Here is a 25,246-nt window from a genome sequence, read left to right on the forward strand (position 1 = left end):
CTCGCAGATGATTCCTTTAGACCAATTTTACAATGTAGAGCAGAAATTTCCTGATCAACACTACTTGACGTAGAGCCTTTATTACACCCTTCTATATTAATGCTTTATTTATTTTCATTAATTGACGCTGATGAAACACCATCAACGACTTGTCCTTCTACGATCCCGTGCTCGAAGACATGTTGCTCACAAAGCTGACAGATATGTTCAACATTTTCTGTCACTTGTAATGCTCCTAAATAATGACCATTAGGCTTACGGATCGCATAATAGCGAATTAAAGTTCGTTGGCCATCCATTATCTGAGGTGACTCAACCATATCCTTTTCCTCTGTCTTCAACATTTTTAAGACCTGCTTAACCATTGGGATAACTCGTTGGGGATGACAACCAAGAACATTATGACTAAGGCGCTGATGAAGACGCTGATCATCACGCCAGCTATTTGGCGAATACCAAACATACTCATCGTCCGCATTAATATAATCTAATTCATATGGCATTGTCCGAAATAAGGCATCAACCTCAGCTAAAGTTAATTTACCACTGAAAAAATTAATCGTGGCATCATCCATAAATGGTAAATTCATCTTTTAACGCTCCCATTCATCATTATTTTGGTTTAATTTTTGAACTGCAGTAATCAGTCGTTGATCAATTTGTGCTCGCCCGTTTTGCCAAAAATCATTCTCTAGTAGTAAATTTTGCTGTTTATCAAATTGATAGCCACCCCACATATGCTGGTTAATTGGGCTAGTCATCATCGAATCAATCACCCGGAGTAATCCAATCGTATGTTCCATATCGATATACCCTAACGCAACCACATCAAGCGGATCAATATAGTTAAATATCTGACAGCGAAGAAGAGTCGTTGTTTGCCGTTGCTTGGCATCTAGTAACCAGTAAAGATTAGGCCCTTCATAAAGATACGCTGCACCAATCCGCTCAGGGTAATGACAGTTAGCTAAAGCAAATTGGGCGTTAATTGATCCTAACGAGTGTCCATAAAGAGAAAAGGTCATTTGTGGGTAAACAGCTAGCAGATGATTAAATTCTTTACTTGCCGTCCACAACTCCTGAGGAACATCAGGAACCTGGTTAATAATTGCATTACCAATCGGGAGGTTAACCCGAAGCCATTCATTAGTCCACGTTGTTGGATCACCCTTCCGAACGCCAGATGATCCACGAAAGAGAACTATTATTTGAGGATAAGCGACTGAACGAATTACTGTCGCTCGAAATCCATCGGCCGTCCAAATCACTTTTATCACTTCACCAATTAACTGGCCATCTGGCAACAAAACATCTTCTCCCAAGTGCCAGTCATGATATTCAAGCTGAGCTAACTGGACCCGCTGCCAATCAGTTAGTGACTGCTTCCTACTAACTAAATGCGTCATCTCGCCACCTACTTACCTAACTGCGCACAAATTCCCTGGATGGTTACCACAGCGAGGGCAACAATAATTAACATAATTGCATCCTTTTTAGTCGGTTGTTTGTCCATTTCAGCTCACCTAGATCTACCTTTTTCTTTTATCATACACCTAAATTACTTGATTCTCTTGAGAGACTTTATTTCTGCTTTCTGGTGTTATAAACTAACGAGGTATAAATATTCATGGGAGAGAGAAGAATGAAGTCGATTTCAAAAAATGTTCCTTTAGTCATTGCTACGGTTGTACTTGGGGTGATCGTGGGGACTAGTTCTTTACTATTAAGTATTCTTCTTGATTTATCAGAAAAATACTTTCTTAACTTTGAAGAGAGCAATCGGATCCCGGTTGATATTTTTGTTGGTCCAGGACACCGATTTATCTCCGTTTTTGTTGGTTCTGCGATTGCTGCAATCGTCTGGTACTATCTTCAAAAGAATTACCGCCCAGTCGGTATCAGTAAAGCAATTACTGGTAAAACAATGCCGTTAGTCAAAACACTAATTCATGTTGTTACACAGATCTTTTACGTGGGAACGGGAAATTCCATTGGTCGTGAATTAGCACCACGGGAAGCCGGTGCCGCAATTGCTCAGAAATGGGAACGACACTTTGCTAATAACCGTTACTTAAAGCTTGACCCAGAAGACCAAAAAATGCTAATTGCGTGTGCTGCCGGTGCTGGTTTCTCGGGGGTATATATTGCGCCAATCACAGGTGCGGTTTTTGCTATTGAGTTACTTTACAAGAAAGTTAACGCTCGAGTAGTCGCTGTTAGTTTAACAATGTCCGTAATCGCAACTTTAATTGGATCAATTGTTAAGGGATATAAGCCCTATTACTTGGTTGGCTCCAAAAATTTTCCTTCACTACGGATCCTTCCAATCGTAATCATCCTGGCACCACTTCTTGGAATTATAGGTGCTTACTTCAAGCTGGGAGTTAAAAAGGCAAGTGCTCACCGGGCGGTTACCAAAAACGTCCTCTACCAGCTACCGTTAATGGGGATCATCACCGGGATTGTGGCTGCTTTCTACCCGCAAATAATGGGAAATGGTCGTGGGTTAGCTCAATTGGCGATGAGCACCACTACTATCAATAAAAACGTTATTTTAGCCCTTCTTTTCGGTTTCATTGCTAAAGCAGTGGTAACCCTCCTTAGCATCAAGAGCGGGGCTTATGGTGGGATCCTGACACCTTCAATTTCACTTGGTGCTGTTATCGGTGTTTTCTTGGGGATGCTCTATGTCCAAATTATGCCAGGAGTAACAATTACCCAGTGTGCTGTACTTGGAGCGGCCTATTTTCTAACTGCTTCTCAACAAGCACCTCTCATGGCGATGTTCATGTTATTTGAAGTCTGTCATTTGAACTTTACAGCCTTTATCCCCCTTGCCCTAGGAGTTGCATTATCGATTGCTGTCTCGCGGTGGGTTAATGCAAGACTCGCAAAGTAGTATGATGTTTGCTTATTAACTATGAAACAGCTAAACTTAACCTTGCATCATGCTTAAAGGAGTTTAAAAACATGGCACATATTTACCTAATGACGTTGATCATTATTTTTATGATTGAGAGTTTCTTTGAAGTTAAATGGTTTGCCCAAATTCGTGATATTTTTCAACGTTCAGGAAGGATTACCCCAACCAAACGGGTTCAACGAGTAGTTAAGATTGAAACCCAGTGGAGTTGGTTTTCATGGATTTTACTGATCCTCCTCTTCATTCTTCCTAAGGTATATACATTTCTTTTAATCTGCATTATTACTCTAATTGAAACCATTATTGTTTACGAACTGTACAACGCTCGGAATTACGCTCAACAAATTAATAAATAAAATTAAGGAGACTAGTGCGAAAATAATTTCGCACTAGTCTCCTTAATTTTAGCTAGCTAACGCATGAGTGTTTGTTAATAACTCATACACGTAAGAAAGTTCTTCAGGACGGTATGCTCCTGGCATCGTTCCTACCTTTTGGAAGCCATTCTTTTCGGCAATGTGTTGCATTACCAAATTATTCTCGTTCGTACTAAGACGAATTGACTCCACATCAGGACGATGCTTTTCTAGGTAATCAATCATACTAATAAATAGCTTTGATGCGTAACCTTTCCCCGCATGACTTGAGTGAATGGCTACCCGATGAATAGTAACATAGTTTGTCGTATTAATTAGCCATTCACCATTAATATGATCATAAACATGATCTGGTGAGTTGACGATTGCGACTGTCCCAACAGTCATCCCATCATCAGATTTGACGAGATATGAGTAGCCATTATCAATATCTTCCTGAATGTGCTGAGCGTTTGGATAGTCACCCTGCCATTGATCAACCCCACGTTCAGCCAATTGATTACGCCCATCACGAAGGATTTCCAAAATAGTGTCTAGGTCCTTTTGTGTTGCTTTCCGAATTTGCATTTTATCATCCCCAATTAGAATTAAATCACTCTAATCATAGCAGATTATTAATCAAAAATGGTCTTTTTTGCCAATTTATACCCCATTTGTAAACACCTGTGAAGAATTAATGATCACCCGTATAAGAAAGCCTTATGTCCATTAGTAATCTACTGTAAAGCCTTTTCATCCATGTTAAAGTTAAGACATTAAAACAGCAGCCTGCAGATATAGAAAGGAGTGATTCTTTAATGGCTAATTGGAAAAAATGGTGGATCACATTAGCAATGCTAATTCAGGGATTAATCGGTGGAATTGTCATCCTTCTCTGGATCTTCCGTCACGAACCCTGGACACTAGGAATCAGCCAATGGCTATTAACCCGCCCCGGGCAATACACAATTATTGGTTTAGCAAGCTATATCATTCTAATGGCGATAATTGTAATCGGAAGTTCTATTTTCCGACCAACAACGAGTAAACAATTAATAATTGCTCGTGATGGTGCTCGTCATATCTCAGTTGATAAAACGGCAGTGGAAAATAGTATTCGACTTAACCTGTCAAGTTTTGGTCTCTACAACCCCACAACGACAGTTAAAATGCTCAAGAATCGTCAAGAAGCAGACGTTACCGTTACTGGAATGCTTTCTGGACAATCTGATCCAGAACTACTGAAGAATTCTTTAACTGATGCAATCGAAAACAATTTACAAACAAACTTTGCTATCGGACTTCGTAAATTACGAGTTCGGCTCGAACCTTATAGCCACAAGAAATCAGTCACAGTCGTCTAACAAGGAGGGATAACAATGAAACTTGCTCTCATTGGTGCGATTACTGGATTAGTCCTCAGCATTAGTTGGACCGTTTGGGGATTCTGGATAGCGATTGGTATTCTTTTAACTACCGCTATCTTCGCCATAATCGGCCTTGTCTTAGACCTCATCGGATTCTCTTTTAAGGGAATTGTTAATAAATTAAGTGCTAAAATTGCCGAATAATTTCTAAGGAGGAATTAATCATGACAACTACAAACACACACCCAACCACTAAAATTAACGTTGACCAACACCTAACTTTTGACGACAGTGTCATTGAGAAAATTGCCGGGATCACAGCTACTCGAGTTCCAGGAATCATTTCACTTGATGGCAACATGTTCTCTGAATTTGCGGATAAAGTTTCGTCCGGTAATAATATGACTAAGGGGATCAATGCTGACGTAGGTGAAAAACAAGTTGCAATTAAAATGGATGCCACGATTGAATACGGTAAAAGCGCACCAGAAATTTTTGAAGCAGTCTGTAAAGAAATTGATAGTGCTCTAGATAAGATGACCGGATTGAAATTAGTTAAGTTTGAATTACACGTTAATGATGTGAAGACTCGTGAAGAATTGAAGAAGGATGACGATAAACAAGTAAACTAAGGGTTTAACCTAGCTTAAAAGTTCCTAGTATTCGTAAATTGAGTACTGGGAACTTTTTTATTATTCTTCCTTTAGTGTTAACTGAGCGTTGGAAATCATTTTTAAGAAATTATCTAGGTCCAAACTCGCCCGACCAATTAACGCACCATCAATATCGGGTTTATCAATAATGTCCTTAATATTATTAGGATTAACACTTCCCCCATAAAGGATTCGAATCTTATCCGCAATTTCATAGCTATAATATTCAGCAATTGTCTGGCGAATTAGCCGACACCCCTCCTCGGCCAAGGTGGGATTGGCGTGTTGTCCTGCCCCAACTGCCCAACTTGGTTCGTAAGAGATCACAACCTGCTTGATCTGATCCAACGAAACACCATGTAAAACGGTCATCAGTTGGTGGAAAACATAGTGGATTTCATCGTTAACCACCTGCTGAACCATTGTTTCATCTGTACAGATAATTGGAGTAACGCCACGTTGAAGGGCTGCTTGAACTTTTTGGTGTACACTAGTATTAGTTTCACCAAATAATCGTCGACGCTCAATATGACCTAACATAACATACGAAACTCCAGCATCCGCTAACCCACGAAGACTTACTTCACCTGTATATGGGCCAGAGTATTCCGCAGCAGCATTTTGGGCGATAATTCTCAAACCTGAATTTCCTGCTGCTTTGACCATACTTGGCAGAGCAAAAGCTTGTGCTGCAATGCCAACCTCCATCTTATTAGGATCAGGAAGCTTTGATTTGATCTGGTTAACAAAATCAACTGACTCCTTGACGTTTTTGTGCATCTTCCAGTTTGCAACGATAAATGGTTTACGCATAATTTTAACCCTTTCTAACATTTCTTCCGTTTGTCTAATTATCTTATATTTTACAATTATCTGCCAAACAAAGAAAGATAGGGGTTCAAACGCAAATAGTTCTTAAAGAACACCATCATCGTGTGTCCTTTAAGAACTATTTAATAATTATGCTTCAAGAGCCTGTGAAAGTGCTTCGCCAAGCCGCTTTAATCCGACTTCAATCTGGTCTTCTTGCATGTTAGAGTAATTCAACCGGAATGTTCCTGGTTGCGGTTTTCCAGCAAAGAATGGATCACCCGGGACAAAAGCAACATTATGTTCAAGACATTGTTTAAATAATTTAACAGTGTCAGTGACTCCTGGAACCTCTACCCAGAGGAACATCCCTCCTTCTGGATCGGTGTACTTAACATCCTTTGGGAAATATTTCTTAATTCCATCAATCATCAGTTGCTTGCGTTTCCCATAAAGATCACTAATTTCCTTAACATGCGCGTCAACATCATTTTCCTTGAAGAACTCAGTTACTACATACTGGACGAGGTTATCCGTGTGAAGATCAGCAGATTGCTTTAACACGGTTAATTTTTCAATTACTTTTGGATCCGCTACTAACCAGCCAAGACGGAATCCCGGCGCGAGAATCTTTGAGAACGTACTCATGTAAAAGACTTTCCCCGAATGATCAAATGACTTAACAGAAGGTACGTGTTCTCCCGCAAAGCGAATATCACCATATGGATTATCTTCAAGAACTGGAACATCGTATTCCGCTGCTAATTCCGCAAACTTCTTTCGTCGTTCCGCTGGCATTGTTCGTCCAGTTGGGTTTTGGAAGTTTGGTACTGTATAAACCAGCGCTGTTTCTGGATGAGCCTTAAGCGCTTCTTCCAGAGCATCCATCTTCATTCCGTCCTCATCCATCGGCACACTAACAAAATTAGCGCCATATGAACGAAAAACATCGAGAGCACAAAGGTAGGTTGGCTCTTCCACCAAAACCGTATCTCCAGGATTGACAAATGCCTTCCCGACTAAGTCAATTGCTTGTTCAGAACCCGTTGTTACCATCACATTTTCTAGTTTAGCATCAACATTCTCCTTTTCCTTTACTCGCTTAAGAATCAATTCACGCAGTTCAGTTACCCCTTTAGCAGCACCATATTGAAGTGCTTGTTGACCATGTTCTGCATAAACCTTATCGGTGGCCTTCTTCATCCCTTCAACTGGGAATAATTCAGGAGCCGGTAATCCACCCGCAAATGAAATGATTTTCGGATCAGCCGCCGCCTTTAAGATTGCACCAACAGCATCTGTCCCGTCAGCAGGAACTCTTTTTGAAAATTTAAACATCGTTACCACTCCTCTTTCTCATCATTTTGTAATTGTTGTGTAGTTTACAATACAAAATTCGACTTGTGAACCCCCTAATTATACTTCATGCATTTCTGAATGATTTATAAATTTAATTTCTTCATATAAGGGATTATCAAAATAATAAAAAATTAAAACTTATGGTTGACAGATTAAAATTTAATGAGTAGAATACGAAGCATCAGATGTAAACACGTTAAAGATACCGAACAGGAAGTAACCTGATTAACTGGTTCAGAGACTTAGTGGCTGGTGTGAACTAAGCAACGTTAATCAATGTTAAATCCCCTGTGAATTGGCTCCTGAACTAAGTAAGGTTGCCTGGCTGCCGACCATTATCCTGGCTCCAGATGAATTTGTCTGGTTCAAGATGTGGACTCTTTCCATAAATGAAGGTGGTACCGCGGCAACGTCGCCCTTCAAGCATATTCAAATATGCTTGAAGGGTTTTTGTTTACTTTGAAATTTATTTTAAGTGAGGTGAGGATCATGAAAGATAGTGACATTAGTGACATTCGAGGAATAATTAAGAATAATGATTCTCATCAGTGTTGGCATTTTTGATGGTGATGATAATCATAAATAACTAAAATTGGAGGAATCAATTATGACAACATTAAACGCTAACCAAAAAGAATTTTCAATGGCCCTTTACGATGCGACACTAACTGGCAAGCCATTAGAAGAAAAAGACTGGAAAGGTGTTGTAGAAGATGACGATACTGCATACGCTGTTCAAGACGAAGTAATGCGACTTAAGGGTGTCCCTGTTGGTGGATATAAAGTGTCGCTTACAAGCAAACAAACCCAAGATATGTTTGACGCAGATTCACCCTTATATGGTCAACAGGTTAATCGTCGTTTTCTTCCTGCACCAGCGAACGTCAATTTAAATGACTTGATGGAACCATTAGTCGAAGTTGAATTAGCCTTTCGTGCAACTACAGACTTAACGAGTAATGATTCATTAGAAGATCTCTTAAACAAGACAACAGTCGCTGGTGCACTAGAAGTACCAGATTCTCGGTTTAAGGATTGGTTCCCGAGTCTTGGTAAATATAACGTCATGTCAGATTGTGCTGTTGGTGGATTAGTTGTTTATGGAAAAGAGGTTCCTTCAACAAAAGTTTTCAAGGATGTCGCTGATGTTGCAACAGTCCATGCTGAACTCTTCCTTGATGATCAGAAACTTGATGAGGGTGATTCGAAAGAAGTTCTTGGTAACCCGCTCAAATCCCTTCAATGGCTTGTCAAGAAGCTTGAAGAACAAGGCAAGCAATTCAAAGAAGGCCAACTGGTTTCTTCCGGAACGTTCGTTTTACCGCCACATCTCAAGGAAGGACATTGGGCCGTCAATTTCGATCACCAACTTGGTAGTGTTAATTTAAATGTCGACTAGGGAATGATTAAATGAAATTAAGTGATAATCAACAAAACTAATAAGCATCATAATCTTGTTAAATTTATCTATCCAGCTAGATAAAAAAGGAGCTCGTAATTAACCCATTTAAGAGCCTGGTGGGCTAACCTAGAATGACGAATGATGATGCAATCATCAGAGTCGTTCGTAGTTAGACTCGAAGGCTCGGGTTAATTACCGCGATTAGACTCGGTAAGTTCGTAAACTACTGGTAAACAATTAGAGGCAGGGAAAAACAAAATGTTTTTCCCTGCCTTTTTCTATATTAATCCTTGTTATTCCAATGTTGTTGCTTAAATTGCTCTCTACCACCAGCCTCTTGAAGAGCGTACCGTTCTGGATCCTTCTTGTAGAAGTCTTGATGGTAATCCTCTGCAGGATAAAAAGGCTTAGCATCTTCAATTTGAGTAACAATTTTATCATTGCCAAATTGTCCACTAGCTTGAAGAGTAGCCTTCGATTTTTCAGCAATTTCACGTTGCTGGGGACTATTAACAAAAATTACTGGACGGTAGTTATCTCCCCGGTCCTGAAACTGTCCCATTGCATCTGTGGGATCAGTTTGGTGCCAATAAATTGTTACTAAGTCATCATATGAAATAACATCTGGATCAAAGGTGATCTTTACTGCTTCCGTATGACCAGTCTTTCCTGAACAAACTTGTTCATAAGTTGGGTTAGGAACGTGTCCACCGGTATACCCTGAAACAACCGATTTAATCCCCGGATACGTATCAAATGGCTCCACCATGCACCAGAAACACCCACCGGCAAAGATTGCTGTGTCTAAACTCATCTATATCAACCTCTTTCTCACTCTAGCAAGGGATCTAGAGTTTCCCTAATTGTTAGTAAAATCCGAGAAACTACCGACAAAATACTAGAAAATGACGAAACTTTGCCCCCTCAGTGCCACCTAAAAAATTGGGTAAACAGACAAAATTATATATTCTAGCTTTCACATTTTCTAACTATATTCTCATTTTTCGGTTGAAAGATCAAATCTTCTGCCCAGAATAACCAAATCGCGTTGAATGCCGTCTAATTCGGCCACCTGTGGTAATTTCCCCCACTCTTCAAATTCAAATTCCTTAAAGAGCTTTAAGCTAGGAATATTATGACCAAAAATATAAGCAACAATCGCCGAAATTCCTAATTGAGGTAACTGACTAATTACAAATTCTATTGCTTGCCGTCCGATTCCTTGATGCCGGGCATCCTGGTCGATATAAATTGCAATTTCACTTGTATGCTCATAGGCTGGCCGTCCATAAAAGGGCTCCAGGCCAACCCAACCAATCATTTGTCCTTCACTGTTTACAATTTTCCATAAGGGATGAGTCGGAGTAAAAGATGCAAACCATTCTTCACGTTGTTCGACGGTCACCGGATCTAAGTCTGCGGTCGCAAGGCGAGAAGGAATAATTTGATTATATATTTCCACAATTTGCGGTAAGTCTTCATGTGCCGCTTTTTTAAATTGAATACTCATTTAGCTAGCCCCTTTAATTAAATTTATATTTATTATAGAGGCCTTTAACTTTATTAAATACAGAATTTAAGGATTTAAAATTATGATCGTTAATCAGCAATCATGGGTTAATTGAAAATCATTAGTTTCTTGAACACCAGTAAAATCTAATACTTCAACATTCTCTGTTAAGGTTCCATGAGGACTAACTAACGGCATCGTAAAGTAGTGTTGGTTAAACCGTAATTCCATCTTTTCATCCAATTGTGGCTTTGTATAACCCTTATAATAAATCGTTCCAATATTTGAAGGTATCTTGCTATTAAAATCAGGAAACTTTTGGTCACGATTAACAAATACTAGCTTATAACCGGCTTCTAAACCACAATCACCTACTGCGGAAAATGGACCAACACCATCATCAAAGTCTAAAATAATTTTTTTATCCGGTGAAAGGTACCGTGCTATTCGTTTTTTTGCCTCTTCCGTAACCGTTAATTTCATTACTAACACCATCTTTCTCTCAAACTATAATGTTAGTTTAATTTCTTTACTAAGGAAGGGTCAATTAATCTGCTCAAAAGTAACCTAATACTAAAAAAGTTCCTGATAATCTATTCAGATCACCGGGAACCTTAATATCAAATTTAATTAAAATTAGCCTTCAAAAGCATCTGTCAATGGAGGAACAACTTGTTTCTTCCGGGAAACAACACCTGGAAGGTTCATCCGCTTGTTTTCAAGCTTCTTACCAAAGGCCTTTTCAACAGTATCAGTGTGATCACCAACTACAAAAAGATCAGTATCACTGTTCAAAATGTTGGTAACCATTAATACGAAGGTTTCATAACCATTTTGGTCCATCAAGTTATGCATTTCCTTTTCAAGATCAGCTTGACGGGAGAAGACATCATCTAAGTCAACAGTGTTTACTTGACCGATCCGTAGCTTAGTACCACCAAGTTCAAAGGTCTTAGCATCACCATCAACAATTTCATTATCGGTCTTCTTAGCAATGTTAGTGCCGGCCTTTAACATGTCAATACCATACTTTTCGTAATCTTCAACACCAGCAACCTTTGCCAAGTACTTAACAGCTTCGCGATCATGATCAGTTGTGGTTGGTGACTTCAAAAGTAAAGTATCTGAAATAATTGCTGAAAGCATCATTCCGGCAAGGTCTGCTGGAATATTAATGTGCTTTTCTTGGAACAATTCAGTAATGATTGTACTTACACAACCATATGGACGAGCAGTGATCCAAAGTGGTTGAGCAGTATTAAAGTTGGCGATCCGGTGGTGATCAACCAAGTGAGTAACAGTAACCTTATCAAGATCACTAACACTTTGTTGTGGCTCGTTGTGGTCAACAAGCATTACTGTATCAACTTCATTTGATACAGTTTCAACAACACGAGGTGCCTTCATACCGAAGTGATCTAAAGCATACTTTGTTTCATCATTGGGTTCACCAAGAGCAACAGCTTCAGTTTCGTAACCTAATTGGTTTTGGAAGTATGAAAAAGCCATTGCAGCTGTAATTGCATCAGTATCTGGATTCTGGTGACCAAAAACTAATTCTTTGTTACTCATTAAAAATTCCTCCTGTTTGCTTCAAGATTGCCCTAATAACGTAATAGGGCATGAAACAATCTACGTTTTCTATTCTATCATGAAAGTTCCAACTTGGTGGGATAATTATTAAATATCTCAGTAAAAAGTTGAGAAGCTAGATTTACTGCTTTACCGGTTCCTCATTTAGGACATTAACTTGTTTAATCCGCAATCTTACGGGTGTCCCTTGGGTATCAGTATCAATCACAAATGTTCCGTTTGATTTAGCTGTACCGAGATGGTGAGCATCAACAGCAACATCCTGGAACGCTGGTCGGTCAGTAATAATTTCAAGGACATCATGATTATTTGGATTATAGGCAAGAAAATCAATAATCTTATGCGGATGAGTCTTAATGCGGTGAAGTACTAACTCTCCACGACGAGCACGAGCCCCTATTTCAATTTCTGAACTTGCCATTTCCTTAAAGGCACCGCGTTGGGTAACCATCGCTAAGTTCTGACCTTCAGAAGCGAGACTATAGTCTGTAGCGTAGTCGTCATCCTTCAAGTTAATTGCGCGGACACCACCAGTTCTTAAACCAGTAACAGGGACATCGGCTACATCAAAACGAACCGCATATCCCTCATGACTGATTACAAGAAGAGAACGATTCTTATCTGTTGGTTCATAGTAATCCACACTTACTAGCCGAGCGTCAGCACTCTTTAACTTAATTCCCGTAGTTGTTCGGCTCTTGTAACGACTTCCAGGCTTATAATCAGTAAATGCCGTTTGCTTAATTTGACCATCGCTAGTTCCCATAATAATCGTTCCAGGCTGGTCAAGCTTATCAAAAACCATTGCTTTAATAATATGCTCATTTTCAGCTAAGCCAATTGTTTGGGAAATATGTTCACCAGTATCCTTCCAACGTGCGTCAGTAATTTCATGAACGGGCCGATAAATCACATTTCCTAAGTTAGTAAACATAAATAAATGCGATAAAGTATTTGTTTCTTGAATTAGGATTGGATAATCATCCTCACGAAGACCGTTCTCATCTACTGGAGATGCCTTGAAAGAACGGACACTAGAACGTTTGATATAACCCGCATGGGAAACCAAAAGAATGACGTCTTCCTTTGCTACAGTGACCTTCGTATCAACTTTTAGCTTTTCCACATGGCTTTCAATCTTGGTACGCCGTGGGTTACCAAATTCTTTTTTAATTGCCAGCATCTCTTTGCGAAGAACATTTGCCAGTTCTTGATCATTAGTTAAAATTAACTGAAATTCATCAATTTGCTGGTTAAGTTTCTTTTGCTCAGCCTTTAATTCAGAAATATCAGTATTAGTTAACCGGTAAAGTTGTAAGGTAACGATTGCTTCTGCCTGTTCTTCGGAAAAGTCATATTCAGAAATCAGGTTCTGTTTTGCATCCTTACGGTTTTTACTTCCCCGAATAGTTTTAATTACCTGATCCAAAATGGATAAGGCCTTAATTAGTCCTTCAACAATATGAAGTCGGTGCTGAGCTTTGTTCAAATTAAATTGAGTTCGCCGACGAATAACTTGTTTTTGGAAAGCTAGGTATGAAGTCAAGATCCGCTTCAAGCCAACCCTCATTGGTCGTTGGTCATCGATAGCCACCATGTTGAAGTTATAGTTGATTTGTAAATCAGTATTCTTAAGTAAGTAATTAAGAATTCCTTGGGCATTGGCTCCACGCTTCAACTCAATTGCAATCCGTAATCCACTCCGGTCAGTTTCATCACGTGCTTCAGCGATCCCTTCAACTTTCTTTGCTAAGCGTAAGTCGTTAATTCTCTTAACTAACTGAGCCTTATTAACCTCATACGGAATCTCAGTTACGTTAATTTGTTGGCGGCCACCGCGCAGCGTTTCAATTTCTGTTTTTGCCCGAACAACTACTCGTCCCCGACCAGTTTGATAAGCTTTACGGATTCCGTCTATCCCCTGAATAATCCCACCGGTTGGGAAATCAGGACCGGGAATAAATTCCATTAACTTTTCTAAACTGGCCTCCGGATTATTAATTAAGTAGATTAGCGCATCTAGAACCTCACTAAGGTTATGGGTTGGAATTTCAGTTGCGTAGCCCGCAGAGATACCTGTTGCCCCATTCACTAATAAGTTAGGGATCCGCGCTGGTAAAACGGTTGGCTCTTTTTCGGTATCATCAAAGTTCAGGGTCATTTCAACCGTATCCTTATCGATATCTTGAAGCATCAAGCCAGAAATCTTGCTCAACCGTGCTTCCGTGTACCGCATTGCAGCTGCCGGATCGCCATCCATTGAACCATTATTCCCGTGCATTTCAATTAAAGGTTCACGTAACTTCCAATCCTGACTTAAACGAACTAATGCTTCATAAATTGAACTATCACCGTGGGGGTGGAAATTCCCCATTACATTTCCGACCGACTTAGCTGACTTTCGGAATCCTTTATCATAGGTGTTCCCATCCTTATTCATTGCAAATAAGATTCGCCGTTGAACAGGCTTTAGCCCATCTCGAATGTCAGGTAGCGCCCGTTCTTGAATAATTGACTTAGAGTAACGTCCAAAACGATCCCCCATCAATTGTTCTAGGGTCATCTTTTCAATCTTACCGTTTCTCACTACAATGTTCCTTTCTCGTTACCTAAAAAAGTTCTTCTTGGCTAAAATTCTTGGCAGCTTTAGTGGGTTGTTTTTTATGGTTTAGTAAATGCCCTTTGTTTTCAACTAACTCATCGGATTCCTTATCATCACTCATTGTGAATTGAACGTTATTTTCAATCCATTCCCGTCGCGGTTCAACCTTATTTCCCATCAAAGTTGTAACGCGTCGTTCAGCTAATTCAGCATCTTCAATTCGAACCTGAATCAATGTCCGTGATTCGGGATTCATTGTGGTTTCCCATAGTTGGTCAGCATTCATTTCACCAAGACCCTTAAATCGCTGTAATTGAGCACCTTTTCCTGCCTTTTTAGTCAGCTTAGTTAATTCATCATTAGTCCAGGCGTAAGTAATCTTTATTTTTGCTCCCCGCCCAGTTTGCAGACGATATAACGGAGGTAAGGCAATATAAATTTTTCCTGCCTCAATCATTGGTCGCATATATTTATAGAAGAAGGTTAACAACAAGATTTGAATATGGGCCCCATCATCATCGGCATCCGTCATAATAATAATCTTATCGTAGTTAGAATCTTCAACGTTAAATTCAGAACCCGCACCGGCACCAACCGTATAGATAATAGTGTTCAACTCTTCATTCTTTAATACATCATCAAGCTTTGCCTTTTCAGTATTTAAGACTTTCCCCCGTAACGGCAAAATTGCTTGGTACTTCCGGTCACGTCCTTGCTTTGCAGAACCACCAGCAGAGTCACCTTCGACTAAGAAGAGCTCGTTTTTCTTTGCATTCTTTGATTGAGCAGGAGTTAACTTTCCGGAAAGGTTTCGTTCTTTTCGACTCTTTCGTTTACCACCACGAGCTTGGTTTCTGGCCTTTCGCGCTGCTTCACGAGCTTCACGTGCTTTGATTGATTTACGAATCAACATTTGAGCAAAGTCGCCATTTTCCATTAATGCATAGCCAAGTTGTTCACTAACGATAGAGTCAACAATTTTTCGTGCTTCAGGGGTTCCTAACTTATCCTTTGTCTGACCTTCAAATTGTAAAATCCGTTCAGGAATTCGAACGGAAACAACAGCGGTTAGTCCTTCACGAACATCGCTACCCTCAAGGTTTTTATCTTTTTCCTTTAATAAACCAACTTTGTGGGCATATTCGTTAAATGTCTTCGTCCAAGCACTTCTAAATCCTGCTTCATGGGTCCCACCATCAGGAGTCCGAACATTATTGACAAACGATAGTAGTGATTCAGAATAGCCATCATTATACTGGGCAGCTACTTCAACCTCAACACCATCTTGGCTACCATCAAAGTACAAAACTTTTCCCAGGGTATCTTTTCCCTCATTAAGGTAGGTAACAAATTCCTGAATACCATCCTTATATTGAAAGATATCTTGTTTTTCCTGATTTTTGCGTTTATCTGTTAAAACAATCTTAATTCCCTTTAAAAGAAAGGCAGATTCCCTTAAACGATTAGCTAAAGTATTGTAATCGTAGACAGTAGTTGTAAAAATCGCTGGATCAGGCTTAAAAGAAACCGTTGTTCCATTTCCGGCGCTCGTATGACCTAACTTTTTCAAGGTTCCAATTGGTTGTCCACCATCTTTAAACTTTTCTTGATAACGCTCATGATCTCGCACAATCGTTAAAGTTAAATTGGTAGACAAAGCGTTAACTACTGATGCCCCAACACCATGTAACCCTCCGGAAGTTTTATAACCATCTGATTGTCCAAATTTTCCACCGGCATGGAGAACAGTCATAATCACTTCAGGGGTTGGTTTACCTGAAGCGTGCATCCCTACTGGCATTCCCCGACCATGATCTTGGACAGTAATAGAATTATCAGCTTCAATAGTGACATTTATTTCATCACCATATCCAGATAATGCCTCATCAACCGCATTATCAACAATTTCGTATACGAGGTGATGTAATCCTCGAGAATCCGTAGATCCAATATACATCCCCGGTCGTTTTCGAACGGCTTCAAGCCCTTTTAAGACCTGAATCGAGGATGCATCATACTTTACTTTCTTTGTGGCCACAAAATGACCTCCCTTTTCATTTTGAACATTTGTTCGACTAGTATATTATACCCTAGTTCAAACAAGATTGTAATAGTTCAATTACAATCGTTAACAATAACGATAATACTTCATTTGATCATTATTTTGCAAACCGCATTTTAAAAAGTAGTTGACTTAGTAGCTTCCAACAGCATTTCATGCTATCTTAAATGGGTAGCTATTTTTAAGGAGTAAGTTGAATGACAATTAAAATAATTGGAATGGTAATTGTTGCCTACCTTCTTGGTTCTATTCCATCAGGGCTTTGGATTGGTCAAACTTTTTACCATAAAGATATTCGCAAACTTGGTAGTGGGAATATTGGAACCACTAACACTTTCCGTGAATTGGGGCCTAAAGCAGGAGTTGTTGTTCTCCTAATGGATGTTCTAAAAGGAACTTTAGCAGCAAGTCAACCATACTTGTTGGGAGTTTCTCACTCTGTAAACCCACTGCTTATTGGTATCTTTGCCTCATTAGGGCATACTTTTTCGATTTTTGATCACTTTCATGGAGGAAAAGCAGTTGCAACTAGTGCTGGGATCCTATTAGCATATAATCCGCCATTATTTGCACTTGCCTGCGCAATTTTCATTGGGACATTATTGTTAACTAGTATGGCTAGTTGTGCCAGTATCGTTGGAATTACTTCAATCTTTATCATCGCTCTTTGTGAACATGATCTGATTCTTAGCTACGTTGCAGGAATTTTAACCGCATTAGTTCTCTGGCGACACAAAAGTAATATTATGCGAATCCTTACTGGTAAAGAATCATTAGTGAGTTTTGGTCTCGTTTATTATTTAAAGAAGAAACACCAAAAATAGGGGTTTTGAAAAAGGCTCTAGCGTTCAGATTTTCCGAATACTAGAGCCTTTTAAGATCTGCAAAGAAATTATTACCAATTACTTTTTGATTTAAAATAGTTGGATACTAAAATTATATGTATCATTATCCTGCGGTGCCAATCGGTGCATCCCCTGTTTATAGAGTAATTTACCATCTGCATTAACATTATCCGCAATCCCCCACCATGGTTCAACACAAACCAGGTTAGCTTTAGCAGGATATGGCGACCATACTCCAACATGTTGGGTTCCTAAGGTATGAACATGAACCCCATGATGATTAACTGGATCGGTCAAAGTAGCAGTAAACTTTGCACCTCCAGTTTCAAAAATTATGGCATCATTCTTAAATAATTCATGGTTAATTGTTAATGGCTTTTGCATGTTAATCATAATTGGGTTTTGTGAATCATTGTAAGGACCATCTAGCACGACTCGCGAATATTCTTCAGCAGGAGAAACACTTAATTGGACCTGTTCAAAGGTACCATCGTTGCTCAACGGCATGTTAAAACCGGGGTGAGCACCGATTGCATAAATTAGTGAATGTTTACTATCAGGGTTAGTAACCGCATAACAAACATTTAATTGGTCTCCAGCTAATTCATATGTTATCCGCAATTGGAAGGCAAACGGAAAGACTTTTAATGTCTCTTCATCCTCTGTTTGTTCGAGAACAACTCGTGAACTAGTTTGATCAATTACCTTAAATTCACGATCACGAGCAAAACCATGCTGGGTCTGATGATATGTTTTACCCGCATATTCGTATTGATCATCCTTTAAACGACCAACAAACGGAAAGAGGACTGGTGCTTGACGCTTCCATGAAGCAGGGTCACCTTGCCATAGATATTCAACCTGATTGTCATTCCGCCGAATACTATGTAATTGGGCCCCTAACTCAGCAATCTCAACAGTTAATTTATCGTTTTCTAGCTTAATCATAGTACCATTTCTCCTTAGTAAAAAGCTCTCTAACCGCATCATAGCAAATTAGAGAGCTCTTTTAAATTAGTAAACTAGTAAAATTTAGTAAAATTAAATGAAACCGTTTTACTATTTCTGTGGTGCTTCTTCATAATCACCGTTAGGACATACAACTTGGGTACCACCCTTGATCTTTTTCTCAACTAAGAAGTGACCATCTTTAGGACAATTACGACCAATTGGCTTATCCCAAGAAACAAAGTCACAGTCTGGATAACGAGAACATCCATAGAAGGTTCGATTCTTCTTTGACTTTCGTTCAACAACAGTTCCTTGACCACACTTTGGACAAGTTATCCCAGTATCCTTAACAATTGCCTTGGTATTTCGACAATTTGGGAAACGGGAGCAAGCATAGAACTTACCATAGCGTCCCATTTTAATTACCATTGGGGCCCCACAAATATCACAATCTATTCCGGCAAGTTCATCTTTCATTTCAATTTTAGCAACCTTGCTTTCAGCGGTGCTAACTTCCTTTGAGAATGGTTGGTAGAAACTATCAACAACCCTTACCCAATTCTGCTTTCCTTCTTCAATTTGATCAAGCTTACCTTCAACATCAGCAGTAAATTCAGCATTCACGATATCTGGGAACTGCTTTTCAATGATAGTATTAACAATCTCACCAAGTTCTGTTGGTTCAAAATGATGCGAAACCAAGCGAACATAATAACGCCGTTGAATAGTATCTAGTGTTGGTGCATAGGTTGAAGGACGACCAACACCATTTTCTTCAAGGGTCTTAATCAAGGCTGCTTCAGTATACCGTGCAGGCGGTTGGGTAAAGTGTTGCGCAGGATTATCACTTACCATTAGAGCACTATCACCCTCATTTAATTCAGGAAGCAAGTTATCTTGTTCCTTTCCTCGCTTATAAACCTTTGTAAAGCCAAGAAACTTAACCTTAGAACCCGATGCCCGAAAGTCGACGTCATTTTGTTGAAGGTTAACATTCATCGTATCAATAATTTCGGGCGTCATCTGACTGGCAACAAACCGTGACCAAATTAAGTTATAGAGCTTGTATTGGTCATTAGTTAAGTACGGCTTCATTTTTGCTGGTGTCCGATAAACCGAAGTTGGCCGAATCGCTTCATGGGCATCCTGAGCCCCTTCTGGCATTTTCCCTTTAATCGGTTTTACGGCAGCATATTCACCACCATACTCTTCATGGATAAACTTAGAAGCTTCATGCTTAGCAACAGAGGCAATCCGGGTTGAATCAGTCCGCATATAGGTAATTAAACCAACTGCTGCTCCTTGTTTAATGTCAATTCCTTCATACAATATTTGAGCAGTCATCATTGTCTTTCGCGTGCGGAAATTCAAGCGACGGTTTGCATCTTGTTGCATGGTCGACGTTGTAAATGGTGGTTGCGGTTGACGTTTCCGTTCCCGCTTCGTTACCTTGGTAATTTGGAAATCCTTATTCTTATCCAATTTACCTAAAACTCGTTGAGCATCATCATTGTTTTTCAGGCTAACCTTTTTCCCGTTCTCGCCATAGAATGATGCCTTAAATTTGTCCTTATTATGCTTAAATTCAGCATCAATTGTCCAATATTCTTCAGGCTTGAAATTCTTAATTTCATTTTCTCGTTGAATAATAAGGTTAAGAGCAACGGACTGCACCCGTCCTGCACTCAAACCTTTCTTTACTTTTTTCCATAAGATCGGGCTGATTGAGTACCCTACTAACCGATCTAATACTCGCCGTGCTTGTTGAGCGTCAACTAAGTCCATATTGATGGTTCGTGGCTCATTAAAAGCCTCTTTAACCGCATCCTTGGTAATTTCGTTAAAGGTTACCCGGTTTTTTTCAGAATCATCTAATTTTAAAATATTAGAAACGTGCCAGGCAATCGCTTCACCTTCACGATCAGGGTCAGATGCAAGGTAGACTGCTTTAGCATTTTTAGCATCTTTACGCAGTTCCTTAATTACATCCCCTTTTCCTCGAATCGAAATATAATCCGGTTGATAGTCATTTTCAATATCAACTCCCATTCGACTCTTTGGCAAATCTCGCACGTGACCTAAACTTGCAACAACCTTGTAAGATCGACCCAGGAATTTCCCAATTGTTTTTGCTTTCGATGGTGATTCAACGATCACTAATTTCTTTTTTGGCTTTGCGCGACGGGTTGTTTTTCGTTTACTCGTCGTTTTTTTCTTTGTAGTACTAGTTGCCATTGCATTGGCTCCTTACTTTTATACTTTTAATTATCTTTACCGATACTACTATTATTAATGCATTTATATAGTATCTGTCAAACTATATCCTAATTGAATGTTGATTTTAATTAAAAAGGAGCCAAATTGCAAGGATTAATTAGTTAAAAGAAACTCCTCGAGAAGATCCTTTACTTCAGTAATTGGTTTCGCACCTTCTGCAATTAACTGATTACAGCCCAAAGAAAGTGGCGCATCGATTCGTCCAGGGATAGCACAAACGTTCCGGTTTTCTTCTAAACCGATCGAGGCCGTGATAAGACTCCCACTACGTTTTTTTGCTTCAACAACCAGGATGGTTTCGGCCAATCCGGCGATAATCCTGTTCCGCTCCGGGAAGTCTTCCAATTGTTTAAATACAATTACTAATCATCATTGTTGAATACATATAATAGGAAGAAATATTTTTAACGCTCTTAGATAATCATTTAAACTCATAGAGTATCAAACAAAATTCCCCTTTTATGTCCCCTTTACAAGAAATACCCGACACCTCAAATGAAGCGCCGGGTTAATGGAATATTTGGATACGTTCAGTATATCATATTTTTATCGGTACAATTCAGCGTGATTTTGTACTGATACGCAAAAAAGCCCGACCGGAAATCCGATCGGGTTTTGATTATTCTATTATGTTAGACAGCATTACCCCCCACTTTATCAGCGGGGTTTGGTGTCCATATACCGGGTAAAGTACCGACATAGAGGCGTTCTTCCTTCATCCTAAATGACTGACCATTGCCTACTCCATAATAATAACAATCTGCTTGAAAGCCAGGACAATTTTTTGGAACTGGACATGTTATAGAGAAGCTATAATCTTTTTGTCCAGGATAAATTCTTCCAGAACGAACACCATTATTAATGCGGCGATTATCATTACCAATAGGAACTAGTTCTGCTATAACCGTGTATTTAGTCATATTTTCCACAGTACCAGAATAAGTAAAATATTTAGCGTTATCCATAATATCCTGAGGAAAATAATGAAATGGATTACCATTAGATGTTGTCATTTGAACCCAGTCATCATGATCAGTTGTGCTAGTATTCGCTTCTCTATATTGGTCACTCGTTCCTTTGAGCAGATTGCTTTGTCCCCATTTCAGACTATCCATCAGGTTAGTCATTTCAGAAATAGAGAGTTTATTAGTTACTCCTGTCTTTTGTCTGAAGGCATCAGCGTGCTTAGTTAAAACATCTGAAATACTCATCAAGCGACACCTCCAATCACAGGACTAAAGTGCCGTTCTAATGCGTATAGGAAGGCTTTAGTTACCCCCCCCACTTGGTTTAGAGGCGTTGCCAGGTCACCGACTTCGAGCTTGCAATCATAGAAAGTGACTGACCATAGTTGAGGATGTGGGAATAACGAACCGTATACATAAACCCTATAAGTGTGGTTGTCATCAGGAACGCTAAATGTGTAGCTTTGTAATTCATCAGTAAGCGGAAATACTTTCCCTGCATCATTGATTTTTTGTTCAGGAATAACCACATTACTTCTTCCGTCAAAAATTCTCACTCTAACAGTACCATCATTAGTATCGCTATCGGCTTTTGCTCTCCAACTAAAGGTATATTTACCTGGTTTCAAAACATAATCAAAAGTATATGCCATCCACATTGGCCATTGACTATTCTTACCATTTTCAGAAATAGCAGTTGTGGTATCAAGCAAATTAGGATTAACGTGTAAATCAAAATGATTCATCAAACTAGTCAACTGGGCAATACTGATTTTTTCAGTAAGCCCGGTTATTTCACGCGCCTTGTCCATTAAAGCAGTCATCGTTTCACTTAAACTCATCTAATCACCACTTTCCATTGAGAATCGCATCTTCAACGTCACTCTTTGCTTTTGCGTAAGCATCCGTTACCTTCGAATCAATATACTGCTGATCTTCGGTCTGAATACTCTTCTTATCATCATCGGTCCAATAGTCTGTTCCTCGTTGAGGTTTGAAGCCGGAAGGCAAAGCTAGGTTAATTGCATAGCCGTTATCAGTTTTACTGATTGTAGCTTGTGGAGGTGAACCAGCCGGAAGGGTTGCCACATTGCCAATGCAAATGACTGGCATCGGGCCTGTTACACCAGTTTGACCTTGTGGAAGCCCAGCGTTCAGTGTGTAGTTACCGTCTTTACCATCTAATGTCAACGTAGGACTTTGATCGGGACTAAGCTTAGTTACTTGACCGATGTGGATCGTTGGCGCGGGGCCAATTGGACCTTGAATACCAGTCGAACCGGATAAGTCGCCTACGTAATTAAACTTAGTACCGTCCCAAACATAAACTTTAGCGTTATCCTCATCCCCAACGCTCGAAGAGATCATCGTGAAGTCGCCATCTTCAAAGTCCTTACCATTGCTATCTTGCATTGCTTGGATTGATGGGAAGGTTTTCTTCAATCGGAAGTTCTTTCCGGCTGGTCCTTGAAAACCACGGGGTCCATCATTACCAGTATCACCCTTAGCTCCTTTAAGAGCATTGATAAAATCAGTCTCAGTTCCTTTATTGCCTAATCCTAACCAGACTTGATAGGCTGATTTACCATCGACACCGTTCTTACCGTCAGCTCCAGTTTTACCAGTCTCTCCAGTATCACCTTTATCTCCTTTGAGGAAATTAAAGAAGTCATCTTGGGTTCCTTTGTGCCCAGCATCTAACCAAACTTGATAAGCCGATTTGCCGTCTGTACCATCTTTTCCTGGGTTACCTTGGTCACCCTTATCACCTTTGAGTGCCTGGACAAAATCTTGTTCGGTTCCTTGATTGCCTAAGCCTAGCCAAACTTCATAAGCAGATTTACCAGTTTCTCCTTTATCACCAGGATTACCTTTATCGCCTTGCTTACCAGCCGGAATGTAGAAATTGAACTGATTCTTATTATCAACCAGTTTCTGTTCAACCCGTGCTTGGCTACCAGCAGGCAAGGTTGTAGTTGTTCCAACTGTGACATTTAAACCTGCTGCTGTCACCGCTGAATCAACCACATCTTGGAAGTTAACCTGTTTGACCATCTCACCAAGTTGGTCAGTAATGTTAGCTTCAACGGTAAAGCTAATTGAAGATTGAGGTGTCGGCCAGATAGTCGTTTCATTATCTTGGTCAGTAAACGTTTCCCACGCTTCTAGACGATACTGTCCCGGATTAAGTTTGACTAAATCCTTACTGCGGACAATTAACTGATCATCGGCCGGATAGGCAGGAAAGTCGCCAATATATCCCGGTTTATCATTATTTTGGATAGCAATTTTAGCCACCCATTTGTGGTCGGGATTAGGCGTAGCAAAGCTTCCGTCTTGGTCAACAAATTTAATCGCAATCAGTTTAGTAGTATCAAGATGCTTGAAGGTACTACCTTTGACTACATCTGTGTAGTTTGCCATGCTATCCCTCCTTTAGTTTTGAAATTTCATCCTTTACAGTGTTTTGAATATAAGGTTTCAAGTCGTTTTCAATTGCTTCGCGGTCTGCCAATGTCAGCTTAGCTTCAGTTTCGTCTTTGCTTGACTTTAAGTCGTCTGGCTGATTCTCAATTGGTGCTTGTAATGCCCCATCATCACCAAGTGCATATAACTTCCCGTCAATTTCTTGACGACCACTCAACATCCAAGCATTAGTTGGGTCAAAGTAGTACTTCTTACCATCGATTTCTTGCCAGCCTGTCAGGCACCAAGCATTGTTTTTGTCCATGTAGTACCAACGGTTATTGATTTGGTTCCAGCCTGTCTTAGCAGCGCCAAACGTTCCATCATGGTTAACATCGAAGTAATACCAGTGGTTGTTAATCTGTCGCCAACCAGTAACGGTATTCCCAGATTCATCTAGGTAATACCAACGATTATCAACCTTGCGCCAGTCATTCTTAACTGCGGAACCATTTTCAAAATATTGCCAATTATCACCGCTGCCTTGCCAGCCATTAGTGTTACCACTTGGGTTAGCAATTTTCATCCAGGCTTCCTTAGTGAGGTAGAAGATACTCCGGTCCATGTCGCCACCGGTAAACTGCCAACCAGTCAAGGCACCAAAAGCACCAGCGCTGACGCTCATGTTTGGCAGCGTCCAACTATTCCAAGTCATTGATGCATATTTAGCTACCCAGACACCGCAGTATTGAGCACAGTTGGCAACCTGCCACAATGCTGATTCCTGCACATAAATTAAAGGCCATACTCCAGTAAGTCGATGTACTTCAGTTACGAAGCGCAATGACCATGAAGCATCGCCCCAAGATGAATTTTGGTATGATTCCCAGTCAAGAATAAGGATTCCTTGACCAACATAATTCTTGATGTTGTTGATGAAGTATTGTGCTTCACTTTCGGGGTTGCCACCCCCTGCATAGTGGTACAATCCCCGAAGCTTACCAAGTTGACCAGCTAATTCGTACTGATGATTGCAACGAGGGTTAACGTAGCTCGTCCCTTGCGTAGCCTTAACGATAACCCCTTGTGCATGAGAGTCACGGATAATGCTATCAGAGCTTCCCGAGTAAACATCTACTGTATATATAGCCATTTGATAACCCCC

Annotated in this window: 24 protein-coding genes, 1 pseudogene and 1 other annotated feature; of the genes and pseudogenes, 7 read left to right on the forward strand and 18 right to left on the reverse strand. The window is 39.9% G+C overall.

The features are described from left to right. Positions 1-104 precede the first annotated feature (104 nt). The gene (locus tag H9564_RS02035) at positions 105-590 is read right to left on the reverse strand and encodes a PAS domain-containing protein (protein ID WP_191683889.1); all 486 of its coding nucleotides are present in this window, start codon (positions 588-590) and stop codon (positions 105-107) included. Between the two features lie 3 nt (positions 591-593). Beyond that, complete coding sequence (locus H9564_RS02040) at positions 594-1,406, reverse strand: alpha/beta hydrolase family protein (RefSeq protein ID WP_191683890.1); 813 nt, start codon at positions 1,404-1,406, stop codon at positions 594-596. A 236-nt stretch (positions 1,407-1,642) separates the two neighbouring features. Between H9564_RS02040 and H9564_RS02045 the strand changes: the two genes are divergently transcribed. Both H9564_RS02045 and H9564_RS02050 read left to right on the forward strand, forming a co-directional pair. Further along, positions 1,643-2,899, forward strand: a complete 1,257-nt coding sequence (locus H9564_RS02045) for a chloride channel protein (RefSeq protein ID WP_098044852.1) — start codon at positions 1,643-1,645, stop codon at positions 2,897-2,899. Positions 2,900-2,970: 71 nt separating this feature from the next. Beyond that, the gene (locus tag H9564_RS02050; protein ID WP_191683891.1) at positions 2,971-3,279 is read left to right on the forward strand and encodes a hypothetical protein; all 309 of its coding nucleotides are present in this window, start codon (positions 2,971-2,973) and stop codon (positions 3,277-3,279) included. A 48-nt stretch (positions 3,280-3,327) separates the two neighbouring features. Here H9564_RS02050 and H9564_RS02055 read toward each other — a convergent pair whose 3' ends face one another. Then, positions 3,328-3,867: a GNAT family N-acetyltransferase gene (locus H9564_RS02055; RefSeq protein ID WP_191683892.1), complete on the reverse strand. Its 540-nt coding sequence runs from the start codon at positions 3,865-3,867 to the stop codon at positions 3,328-3,330. Positions 3,868-4,097: 230 nt separating this feature from the next. On the opposite strand from H9564_RS02055, the gene amaP reads away from it, so the two are divergent. The 3 genes from amaP to H9564_RS02070 are packed head-to-tail and all read left to right on the forward strand — an operon-like array spanning position 4,098 to position 5,278. Beyond that, positions 4,098-4,643 (forward strand): alkaline shock response membrane anchor protein AmaP, encoded by a 546-nt coding sequence (gene amaP, locus H9564_RS02060; RefSeq protein ID WP_191683893.1) that lies wholly within the window; start codon positions 4,098-4,100, stop codon positions 4,641-4,643. Positions 4,644-4,658: 15 nt separating this feature from the next. Next, on the forward strand, positions 4,659-4,850 hold the full coding sequence (locus H9564_RS02065; protein WP_191683894.1) for a hypothetical protein: 192 nt from the start codon (positions 4,659-4,661) through the stop codon (positions 4,848-4,850). 20 nt (positions 4,851-4,870) lie between these two features. Then, a complete protein-coding gene (locus tag H9564_RS02070; RefSeq protein ID WP_191683895.1) occupies positions 4,871-5,278 on the forward strand; it encodes an Asp23/Gls24 family envelope stress response protein in 408 nt (135 codons plus the stop codon). Between the two features lie 60 nt (positions 5,279-5,338). Here the strand turns inward: H9564_RS02070 and tpiA are convergent, their stop codons facing one another. Next, positions 5,339-6,112: a triose-phosphate isomerase gene (gene tpiA / locus H9564_RS02075; protein WP_191683896.1), complete on the reverse strand. Its 774-nt coding sequence runs from the start codon at positions 6,110-6,112 to the stop codon at positions 5,339-5,341. Between the two features lie 147 nt (positions 6,113-6,259). Then, the gene (locus H9564_RS02080; RefSeq protein WP_191683897.1) at positions 6,260-7,447 is read right to left on the reverse strand and encodes an aminotransferase-like domain-containing protein; all 1,188 of its coding nucleotides are present in this window, start codon (positions 7,445-7,447) and stop codon (positions 6,260-6,262) included. A 217-nt stretch (positions 7,448-7,664) separates the two neighbouring features. Further along, positions 7,665-7,891 (forward strand) — a binding site (T-box leader). Between the two features lie 184 nt (positions 7,892-8,075). On the opposite strand from H9564_RS02080, the gene H9564_RS02085 reads away from it, so the two are divergent. Next, positions 8,076-8,867: a 2-keto-4-pentenoate hydratase gene (locus H9564_RS02085; protein ID WP_191683898.1), complete on the forward strand. Its 792-nt coding sequence runs from the start codon at positions 8,076-8,078 to the stop codon at positions 8,865-8,867. Between the two features lie 286 nt (positions 8,868-9,153). Here the strand turns inward: H9564_RS02085 and msrA are convergent, their stop codons facing one another. The 6 genes from msrA to parE all read right to left on the reverse strand — a co-directional run bounded on the left by msrA (position 9,154) and on the right by parE (position 16,613). Then, a complete protein-coding gene (gene msrA, locus H9564_RS02090) occupies positions 9,154-9,684 on the reverse strand; it encodes a peptide-methionine (S)-S-oxide reductase MsrA (protein WP_191683899.1) in 531 nt (176 codons plus the stop codon). Between the two features lie 183 nt (positions 9,685-9,867). Then, positions 9,868-10,380: a GNAT family N-acetyltransferase gene (locus tag H9564_RS02095; protein ID WP_191683900.1), complete on the reverse strand. Its 513-nt coding sequence runs from the start codon at positions 10,378-10,380 to the stop codon at positions 9,868-9,870. Between the two features lie 93 nt (positions 10,381-10,473). Next, positions 10,474-10,863 (reverse strand): iron-sulfur cluster biosynthesis family protein, encoded by a 390-nt coding sequence (locus H9564_RS02100; RefSeq protein WP_191683901.1) that lies wholly within the window; start codon positions 10,861-10,863, stop codon positions 10,474-10,476. A 153-nt stretch (positions 10,864-11,016) separates the two neighbouring features. Further along, entirely contained in the window at positions 11,017-11,952 is a 936-nt protein-coding gene (locus tag H9564_RS02105; protein ID WP_191683902.1) for a manganese-dependent inorganic pyrophosphatase, read from the reverse strand. Positions 11,953-12,094: 142 nt separating this feature from the next. Further along, a complete protein-coding gene (gene parC / locus H9564_RS02110) occupies positions 12,095-14,560 on the reverse strand; it encodes a DNA topoisomerase IV subunit A (protein WP_191683903.1) in 2,466 nt (821 codons plus the stop codon). 22 nt (positions 14,561-14,582) lie between these two features. Next, entirely contained in the window at positions 14,583-16,613 is a 2,031-nt protein-coding gene (parE, locus tag H9564_RS02115; RefSeq protein WP_191683904.1) for a DNA topoisomerase IV subunit B, read from the reverse strand. Positions 16,614-16,834: 221 nt separating this feature from the next. Here parE and plsY point away from each other — a divergent pair, with 221 nt between their 5' ends. Further along, positions 16,835-17,461, forward strand: a complete 627-nt coding sequence (gene plsY, locus H9564_RS02120) for a glycerol-3-phosphate 1-O-acyltransferase PlsY (protein ID WP_191683905.1) — start codon at positions 16,835-16,837, stop codon at positions 17,459-17,461. Positions 17,462-17,551: 90 nt separating this feature from the next. On the opposite strand, the gene H9564_RS02125 is transcribed toward plsY, so the two are convergent. From H9564_RS02125 to H9564_RS02155, 7 genes and pseudogenes are all read right to left on the reverse strand, one after another. Next, positions 17,552-18,430, reverse strand: a complete 879-nt coding sequence (locus H9564_RS02125; protein WP_191683906.1) for an aldose 1-epimerase family protein — start codon at positions 18,428-18,430, stop codon at positions 17,552-17,554. 111 nt (positions 18,431-18,541) lie between these two features. After that, a complete protein-coding gene (gene topA, locus H9564_RS02130) occupies positions 18,542-20,668 on the reverse strand; it encodes a type I DNA topoisomerase (protein ID WP_191683907.1) in 2,127 nt (708 codons plus the stop codon). Positions 20,669-20,803: 135 nt separating this feature from the next. Next, positions 20,804-21,046 (reverse strand): annotated as a pseudogene (locus tag H9564_RS02135) (DNA-processing protein DprA); the annotation flags it as partial. Between the two features lie 296 nt (positions 21,047-21,342). Beyond that, positions 21,343-21,921, reverse strand: coding sequence for a hypothetical protein (locus H9564_RS02140; protein ID WP_191683908.1), 579 nt, complete (start codon positions 21,919-21,921; stop codon positions 21,343-21,345). Then, positions 21,921-22,517, reverse strand: coding sequence for a hypothetical protein (locus H9564_RS02145; protein ID WP_191683909.1), 597 nt, complete (start codon positions 22,515-22,517; stop codon positions 21,921-21,923). The genes H9564_RS02140 and H9564_RS02145 overlap by 1 nt, the downstream gene beginning before the upstream one ends. Positions 22,518-22,521: 4 nt before the next feature. Further along, positions 22,522-24,099 (reverse strand): collagen-like domain-containing protein, encoded by a 1,578-nt coding sequence (locus H9564_RS02150; RefSeq protein ID WP_191683910.1) that lies wholly within the window; start codon positions 24,097-24,099, stop codon positions 22,522-22,524. 1 nt (position 24,100) lies between these two features. Next, positions 24,101-25,234, reverse strand: a complete 1,134-nt coding sequence (locus tag H9564_RS02155; RefSeq protein WP_191683911.1) for a GH25 family lysozyme — start codon at positions 25,232-25,234, stop codon at positions 24,101-24,103. Between the last annotated feature and the right edge of the window lie 12 nt (positions 25,235-25,246).

Source organism: Limosilactobacillus avistercoris (genome assembly GCF_014836425.1).
Classification (GTDB): domain Bacteria; phylum Bacillota; class Bacilli; order Lactobacillales; family Lactobacillaceae; genus Limosilactobacillus; species Limosilactobacillus agrestimuris.

Bases quoted from the DNA above. Each gene is read 5' to 3' on its own strand.
- H9564_RS02145 (WP_191683909.1), bottom strand. From the start codon at position 22,517: ATGAGTTTAAGTGAAACGATGACTGCTTTAATGGACAAGGCGCGTGAA.
- H9564_RS02045 (WP_098044852.1), top strand. From the start codon at position 1,643: ATGAAGTCGATTTCAAAAAATGTTCCTTTAGTCATTGCTACGGTTGTA.
- plsY (WP_191683905.1), top strand. From the start codon at position 16,835: ATGACAATTAAAATAATTGGAATGGTAATTGTTGCCTACCTTCTTGGT.
- H9564_RS02050 (WP_191683891.1), top strand. From the start codon at position 2,971: ATGGCACATATTTACCTAATGACGTTGATCATTATTTTTATGATTGAG.
- H9564_RS02065 (WP_191683894.1), top strand. From the start codon at position 4,659: ATGAAACTTGCTCTCATTGGTGCGATTACTGGATTAGTCCTCAGCATT.
- H9564_RS02125 (WP_191683906.1), bottom strand. From the start codon at position 18,430: ATGATTAAGCTAGAAAACGATAAATTAACTGTTGAGATTGCTGAGTTA.
- H9564_RS02080 (WP_191683897.1), bottom strand. From the start codon at position 7,447: ATGTTTAAATTTTCAAAAAGAGTTCCTGCTGACGGGACAGATGCTGTT.
- H9564_RS02035 (WP_191683889.1), bottom strand. From the start codon at position 590: ATGAATTTACCATTTATGGATGATGCCACGATTAATTTTTTCAGTGGT.
- H9564_RS02150 (WP_191683910.1), bottom strand. From the start codon at position 24,099: ATGGCAAACTACACAGATGTAGTCAAAGGTAGTACCTTCAAGCATCTT.
- H9564_RS02040 (WP_191683890.1), bottom strand. From the start codon at position 1,406: ATGACGCATTTAGTTAGTAGGAAGCAGTCACTAACTGATTGGCAGCGG.
- H9564_RS02105 (WP_191683902.1), bottom strand. From the start codon at position 11,952: ATGAGTAACAAAGAATTAGTTTTTGGTCACCAGAATCCAGATACTGAT.
- amaP (WP_191683893.1), top strand. From the start codon at position 4,098: ATGGCTAATTGGAAAAAATGGTGGATCACATTAGCAATGCTAATTCAG.
- H9564_RS02085 (WP_191683898.1), top strand. From the start codon at position 8,076: ATGACAACATTAAACGCTAACCAAAAAGAATTTTCAATGGCCCTTTAC.
- H9564_RS02140 (WP_191683908.1), bottom strand. From the start codon at position 21,921: ATGAGTATTTCAGATGTTTTAACTAAGCACGCTGATGCCTTCAGACAA.
- H9564_RS02095 (WP_191683900.1), bottom strand. From the start codon at position 10,380: ATGAGTATTCAATTTAAAAAAGCGGCACATGAAGACTTACCGCAAATT.
- tpiA (WP_191683896.1), bottom strand. From the start codon at position 6,112: ATGCGTAAACCATTTATCGTTGCAAACTGGAAGATGCACAAAAACGTC.
- H9564_RS02070 (WP_191683895.1), top strand. From the start codon at position 4,871: ATGACAACTACAAACACACACCCAACCACTAAAATTAACGTTGACCAA.
- H9564_RS02155 (WP_191683911.1), bottom strand. From the start codon at position 25,234: ATGGCTATATATACAGTAGATGTTTACTCGGGAAGCTCTGATAGCATT.
- topA (WP_191683907.1), bottom strand. From the start codon at position 20,668: ATGGCAACTAGTACTACAAAGAAAAAAACGACGAGTAAACGAAAAACA.
- msrA (WP_191683899.1), bottom strand. From the start codon at position 9,684: ATGAGTTTAGACACAGCAATCTTTGCCGGTGGGTGTTTCTGGTGCATG.
- H9564_RS02055 (WP_191683892.1), bottom strand. From the start codon at position 3,867: ATGCAAATTCGGAAAGCAACACAAAAGGACCTAGACACTATTTTGGAA.
- H9564_RS02100 (WP_191683901.1), bottom strand. From the start codon at position 10,863: ATGAAATTAACGGTTACGGAAGAGGCAAAAAAACGAATAGCACGGTAC.